Below are 6,872 nucleotides of genomic sequence, written 5' to 3' on the forward strand. Positions count from 1 at the left end.
AAGGAATACAGTTGGCCCAATCCAATCGGCTGGCTGTATTCCTTCTGCTGCAATCACGCCCTTTATATTTGCATACAGGTGCCCAATATGATAAAATATTTTCATAGGAGGTGGGCTCATGGAATCTCGCAGTGCAAAACTATTATGTTCTTCGGCTGGCGGATCAGCTTCTTCGCATGCGCAAAAATACCGCGTCGGTCTGCCCTCTGCCTGGGTCAAGGCAATGGCACTCTCGCAAGACTCCCCCGATCTGGAACTCACCTTTGAAAACGACACCATTACCATCCGCAAGCGCAGTGCGCAAATCCCGGAAGACTTCATGCGCAGCGCCCGAATTGACCGACATCAGGTTAAAATCTATCTCTACTATCACGCGGATACACTATGCAGCACCATCTATGCCGACTTCACCTCTCGTGTGGTGTCCATCGAGAATCATACCGACGTCCTCATTCACCGGGCATTCGGCTGTAATCTCTCCCCTACTTGGCAGGACTTCTTAATTTTTTTGGAAGAACGCTGCGTTCCGCGCACCCGCACCGGTCTGGACTCCATCTTAGAGGCCATGAATCTGGATACTTACGACCCCGTCAAAATCGTAGAACAAACCGAGGGGCGCATTGCCGGGGATCTGCAATGGCTATCGATCAGCGAGGTAAAATAAATGTTTGAACTCTACACCCACGATATTGTAGCCGCGACCTCGTCCAAAGGCAATCAGGAAAAATGGTATGATGCGCCAAGTGATCGCTGGTACAAACTGGACACCGGTGCGTTTGAAGCACTGTCAGAAACCATCGCCAGCTTTATACTGGCCCACAGCAATCTGTCCGATCTGGGGTTCTCCGCAGTCCCCTATCAGATTGAGAAAGTACGCGTGCATAAACGAGAACAAATTGCCTGTGTCAGTCCTAATTTTTTGCACCCGGGTGAGGAAATCGTCACCCTTGCCCACTTACTCAAAGCCGAACTCGGCGCAGACTATCAGCGTATCTTTCACAGCCGGTCATCCATCCCATCGCGCATGCAGATATTGGTGAACCAAGTCGAGCAGATCACCGGTCTTACACGGTTTGGCGCATATTTGACACTGTTATTTGAGTACGATGCACTCATTCTGAATGATGACAGGCACCTTAATAATATTGCCGTTCTGTATACGCCGACAGGGTACCGCTATTGTCCCTTGTTCGATCACGGTGCTGGCTTCCTGCTCGATCCGGTGGCGTATGCCTTTGATATTGAAACAAACGCACTGATCAAACAGACAATTGCAAAGCCATTTCGATGCAAGTTCTATACGCAGGTCAATGCCACCCGTAAGCTGTATAGCCCACAACTCAAACTTTCTCTGACCTCATCTGAGATACAAGACGCCGTGCAGCAGGCAGTCGCACATTACCCTGCACTCTATCATGCTGTGCTGCGCGATCGCGTCATGAATGTACTTGATAGACAACGGAAAATGTTGAAGCTGTAACCTGTTATATTGCATACAAAAAATGAATCTCTATTTTTCAGGGAGGACAGAATGTCCTCCCTGTTCTTTTAGTCGTCATCATCTTCTTCCAACAAATCGATAATCTCACCGATTACCACTAAAATTGTACCGAATCCCATTGTCTCACCCACCTTTCATTAGTAATATGCACATAACAACTCGGCTGCCGCTTCGTGCAGCAACGCCGGATTGTACAGCAGTTCTTCGATTTTGCACGGATCATACCCCAAGTCAAGCAGCGCCAGTACCTCGTCTTCGGACACGCCCATAGATTTCGCCGTCTGAATCAGAAGGTCGGTCTGACCGTCTATCGCTTCTGGCTCGTCCACTTCGTCGAACCACGAAAGCATGCGAAACCGTGGATTGCGCCAGAAGTGTTCAAAGCTGTGACTTGGAGTGAAGCGTTCGAAACTGCGCTGACCGGTTCGATCAATCTTCAAAATGTCACCCTCCTCCGTATGGATTTCTTCCCGATGGTGCAGGCGCAGCTTACACATCGCCCGCCGCAGAATTTCTTCGGTTGAGGCGTACAAGTAAAAGCCGCCGAAGTCGAAGATCGCGAGTGGGTTGTCGCCGCGGACAAAATATAAGTTGTCGTCCCGGTCAAGCACCGTAAAGACAAAAGAACCCTGGATTTTCTCCGCCATCGTGCTGATGGTCGTGAAATCCAGGGTTTTCTGTTGTTCGAGCAGCTGTACGGCAACATAACTATCGGTCTGAATGTGGGTATCCGGCAGATTCTCAGTCTGACGAAGCTCCTTGTCGTTCCACAATACGCCATTGTGCGCCAAGGCAAAGGTTCCGGTCGACCAAGGGTGATTGTTGAAGTTGTCTGCCGGTTTGCCTTGGGTAGCAAGCCGGGTGTGTCCCATGACGACACTCACACCATTGGGCACATGAAACTTTAACTTATGTGCGGCGAGCGGGCGCTTGAACACCTTGATGCTGCCACTGAAGTTGTACGCGATGCCCGTTGCGTCAGTTCCGCGCACTTCGCATTCCTTGCCAAGCACCTGTAAAATCCGATTTTTCTGCCGTGTTGTCAGTGTGTTTTGATAGTCGATCAGTCCAAACAGGCTGCACATCATTCATCCTCCTCGTAAACAATCGGGTCATTTTTGTAGAGATTCCGTTCTTTTAAGTACTGAATGAGCTCGGATTCGTGAATCCAGTCAAGGAAACCGTGCCAGGACAGCTCCTGCAATTCCTCATCAGACAATAAAACAGCCACGTCGCAGATGGCATTAACCAGCTGTAACGTGGCAATTAAAGTGTTGTATTTCAGGGTACCTCGGAAAATCCGAATCTCAACAGTGTCCTCGTTGGTAAGATTCACAGCGGTATAACGACCTGCACGAGAGTCCTTTGCTGATTCCATCACAGCTTTCGGCGATAACTTCATGCCGTATCGTGCTGCCCAACGGTTGATCTGCCGCTCGGTACGTCGGGAAAATCGCAGGAGTTCAGTCCAGAACTTTTCGACAAAGTACAAAAGTCGAGCAATCGACAGTTCCTGCTCCTGCTCAGTCTCTCCGAAGGCTGCGCGGGAGATGTGAACGTGTAGTCCGCAAGTTGTCGTGCGGTGGCTGAGATAGCCGAGTCCGACCGCCTTGCGCAGGACATTTTTCCACGGCATCTGTTCCATGTGATACTGTAAGGTCATCGGATGCGTGACCAGTTCCATGCCGCAATCCAGCGATCCGTCGCTTTTAATGTACAGATTCTGCGCATCCTCGTTGGCGACATTTAAGATTTCACCGGCGTTCTTGCGGCTCTTGCCGTTGCCGTCGATCTCCAGTTCTACACCGAAGAAGCGTTCATTGTCGCGCTCACCATGGAAAATCAGCCGCGGTGTATAGCTGTAATCGTGGATCGTTGCCTGCTGCAAACGAGCTTGCAGGCAGTCATAGCACAGCGGTTCGTCCTCGTCATCGTCCTCATAGTAGGCATCACTGTAGGAAATGACACGCCCGCAGCGCTCGCAATAGGTATAATGCCGCTCATAGCAACGCTCGCATAACGTGATGTTCTCGTCTCCGTGGTCGTCCGACAGGAACAGCCGCTCTCCACAGCAATCACAGACTGTCGTGTACATGTCCACGCAGTCCGGGCACAAAATCGTGTCTGCAACCATCGTGCAGGCATCCGCTGGGACTCGTTCACCGCAGCGCTCACAGACATAAAAATGATCGTTCATAATGCAGTCCTCCTTTAATATTCTTCTGCCAACAGCATGGTGATATGGTCGGGATCCTCGATGATGTAGACCTTGGCCTTGACAGGTTGCTCGCCCGGAATCACAACAACGTGCTTATACTCCGGCTGTTCCTGAGCATGCTCAATGCGCTGGTGCTCGCCATCACAGGATAATCGGAAGATTTGCAGATAATCCCGCTCGGGCACTTCCATGCTGTCGCGCATGTACCACAACAGTATTTGTAGCCAAGGCGGAATGGTGGTCTGGATACCACGGGTGATGTAACGGGGTTTCATTTGGATCAGCTCCTTATAGAATAGTAAAAGCCGAAGGATTCTCCTTCGGCTTCATTGTTATAGTATATATGTGCTTTTATCTCAGATTCATATAGCAACCCGTCCGTATCTCAGCAATCACACACAGGTTGAGTAACTTCATATTGTAACATGCCCAGCATCCCAAAATAGGGCGCCGTTATGCAGCTGCTCATTCCAAAGAATGCCTGTACGCAGTAGCTCAGCAGTGTACATTTGCATATCGCGGCATTCGTATGACGTCCTGCATATTTGATCCGCTTCTATTACAGTAGGGTAAGAACCCGGCGCCTTGCCATATTGCTATGGTAGGTTTCCGAGAACTCCCCTCCGAACCGGACTTACACCTCTCAGCGTATCCGGCTCTCCAGATGTCAGTCTAATTTCCCAGCGTGTAACTTATCGTGACAGTAGACGCAGAGTGCCATTGTCTTGCGCTTACGCCCAATCATGGCGATTTCCCATTGTTTTCTGCCACTTAAATCTTTGAGTTTTCGTACATGGTGTATTTCAAGCGGCACATTTTCTGCGCCGCACCACTCGCATTGGTTCGCTTGCAGTCTTTTAATCAGGCTGTTGCGTCCATAATTCTCAACGGCTCGTGCTACTATATCGGGATTTCCGCTTTCTACTTTGGTATTCCGGCGGAAACCGTCATTGTAGAACAGCACTTTTCCCACCTTGCCGTTTTTCTTCGGATACTCCACAACAAAATCTTTCCCTTGACGGTACTTGCGGATAATTCTGCTGATTCGTGTCCGATATTTTCCAGCAAAGGTTTTGAGCATACTGTATCTCATTACATAGTAGAAGTTATTGAGTACAGACACGTTGTTTGCAAGTCGGTAGTAGTTATACAATCCACGGATTTCTGCGTTGTATTGGTTTAGGATTTCCAAATCGTCCAAGTGCAACAGGCGAGTGCGCCGGACAGGTTCCCAAACCTCTTTGTTTCCATTTTGTTTGTCGTATTTAATCTTGAGGGCATTGTAGGAGAACAGTCGTTTTACCCACTTATCATGGGGAACATAAAGTAAGACTTTTCCATTGTTTACCCGTCTGGTAGCCCCGGTTTTGGTCTTTTTGTTGTGTTCGCCTTTGGCGATTGTGACCTCATATCCCAAGAACTTCGCAGCGTCGTGTCCATGAGTAATCAATGTCTTTTCCTCGGACATTTCCAGATGGAGTTTGTCCCGGATAAAGCAGCCTACATCTTGTTTAATCTGTTCTGCGTCCTCTTTGCTGCCGATAACTCCAATTAAGAAATCATCGGCATATCGGATATAGCAAATCCGTTTATAGCTATCGTCCATCTGGTCGCTATACGGCATAGATTTCAGACTACGCCGCAGTTCCCGGATTTCTGCAATTAAGCCCTCTTTTTCTTCCTCGCTCATTTTAGAGAGATTTCTTTTAAGCCTTTGTTCTTTCCCCCGGCAGACATCCAGCTTCTTCTTGAACGCAGGATTGATTTTACGGCGGTTTCCGCAGTTGAATTTCTCTGCATACTCTGCCATATAGCTATCCAGTTCGTTCATGTAGATGTTTGCAAGGATAGGGCTGATGATGGAGCCTTGCGGAGTGCCGGAATAAGTATTGTGATAATTCCAATCCTCCATATATCCAGCTTTCAAGAACTTCCAGAGCAGACCGATGAAATGTTCATCTGCAATCCGCTTTCGCAAAATAGCAATCAACACATGATGGTCTACGTTGTCAAAACAGCCCTTTATATCTCCCTCAACGAACCACTTTGTCCCCGTAAAATATTTCTGCACATATTTGAGTGCCGTATGACAGCTTCTGTTTATACGGAAACCGTGGGAATAGTCGCTAAAGGTTGGCTCATAAATACTCTCTAAGATGAGCCGCACCACCTCCTGTATCAGTTTATCGTCGAATGACGGTATCCCCAGAGGACGCATTTTCCCATTGGATTTCGGGATATACGTTCTCCTTGCCGGGTTAGGCTGATAACTAAAATCCCGCATCTTTTCAATGAGGGCGTTTATCCTTACCATTCCCATTCCGTCAATGGTTTTGCCGTCTGTTCCGGCTGTCATGTTGCCTGGTTTCGCCTGTATCCGCTGATATGCCAGCAGATAGAATTGTGGATTGTACAGGTTGCGGTATAACCGCTCGTACTTGTAACTCTTGTTACACGCCTTGGATTTTAGGCTTTCCAACACATTTTCAGGACTTCTCATAATGCCTCACGCACCTTTCCTTTTTATGAATTGGTTGACATCCTGCCTCCCTTCGCCATGTAGACGGCTTTCCCGCCCTCGGACTACTACGGAGGCTCCGTTGCCATGCCGGATATTCAGCGTCATCTTTCTTGGGTTTTTACCCCTTGAAATTTATCGCCTTGCGGCATTACGCATAGCCGGATAGTTCCGGCGTTCCGGTTTAGGCAATCTCCAGTTAGACACTTTGGGAAAAGCGTATTGTGATGTCGGTAGTGGGTTTTCGTCCTTTTCCGCTTACTGCGGCTGGCTGTCATAAGTATCGTGCGGTCTGTGTTTACCTGTCACATTCCGCTATGACATACGGCGAATACAACCATCCTGCGCCGTCGGGTCGAGTATCCCGCCTCGGACTGCCCTTAAAGCAGTTTAGCCTTGCTCCTCATTCACAATGTTGCGTCTTGCCGCTCAGTCGTGGGTAGATGGTTTTCCCAACTTGCGATTTTTCCGATACGCTATTGTCCCCCTTGTGGTTTCCCTCCGAGGTAAATCGGATGACGCTAAAGTGACGCTTTTCACGTCTTTGATACTTTTCTTTACCGGCTTGCTAAAGCCGGGTTCCCAAAATGCCCGCACACCGCCTTTGGATGAAAAGCGGCGCTTCTGGACGCGCG

At 48.9% G+C, this 6,872-nt stretch carries 7 protein-coding genes; 2 read left to right on the top strand and 5 right to left on the bottom strand.

Going from position 1 to position 6,872, the window contains the following annotated elements:
* Positions 1-118: 118 nt before the first annotated feature.
* On the top strand, positions 119-664 hold the full coding sequence (locus B5D52_RS11075; protein WP_016146952.1) for a hypothetical protein: 546 nt from the start codon (positions 119-121) through the stop codon (positions 662-664).
* Entirely contained in the window at positions 665-1,480 is an 816-nt protein-coding gene (locus tag B5D52_RS11080) for a hypothetical protein (protein ID WP_016146953.1), read from the top strand.
* Between the two features lie 158 nt (positions 1,481-1,638).
* Here B5D52_RS11080 and B5D52_RS11085 read toward each other — a convergent pair whose 3' ends face one another.
* The 5 genes from B5D52_RS11085 to B5D52_RS16385 all read right to left on the bottom strand — a co-directional run.
* Complete coding sequence (locus B5D52_RS11085) at positions 1,639-2,589, bottom strand: glutamine--fructose-6-phosphate aminotransferase (protein ID WP_242825615.1); 951 nt, start codon at positions 2,587-2,589, stop codon at positions 1,639-1,641.
* Positions 2,586-3,698, bottom strand: coding sequence for an amidoligase family protein (locus B5D52_RS11090; protein ID WP_016146955.1), 1,113 nt, complete (start codon positions 3,696-3,698; stop codon positions 2,586-2,588). The genes B5D52_RS11085 and B5D52_RS11090 overlap by 4 nt, the downstream gene beginning before the upstream one ends.
* Before the next feature lie 14 nt (positions 3,699-3,712).
* Positions 3,713-3,994: a DUF960 domain-containing protein gene (locus tag B5D52_RS11095; RefSeq protein WP_078689204.1), complete on the bottom strand. Its 282-nt coding sequence runs from the start codon at positions 3,992-3,994 to the stop codon at positions 3,713-3,715.
* Positions 3,995-4,386: 392 nt separating this feature from the next.
* The gene (locus tag B5D52_RS11100; protein WP_016146957.1) at positions 4,387-6,219 is read right to left on the bottom strand and encodes a reverse transcriptase/maturase family protein; all 1,833 of its coding nucleotides are present in this window, start codon (positions 6,217-6,219) and stop codon (positions 4,387-4,389) included.
* A 447-nt stretch (positions 6,220-6,666) separates the two neighbouring features.
* Positions 6,667-6,872: hypothetical protein (locus B5D52_RS16385; RefSeq protein ID WP_207647608.1), on the bottom strand; the 206-nt coding region annotated here is incomplete at its 5' end.

Source organism: Butyricicoccus pullicaecorum DSM 23266 (assembly GCF_900167005.1).
GTDB lineage: Bacteria > Bacillota > Clostridia > Oscillospirales > Butyricicoccaceae > Butyricicoccus > Butyricicoccus pullicaecorum.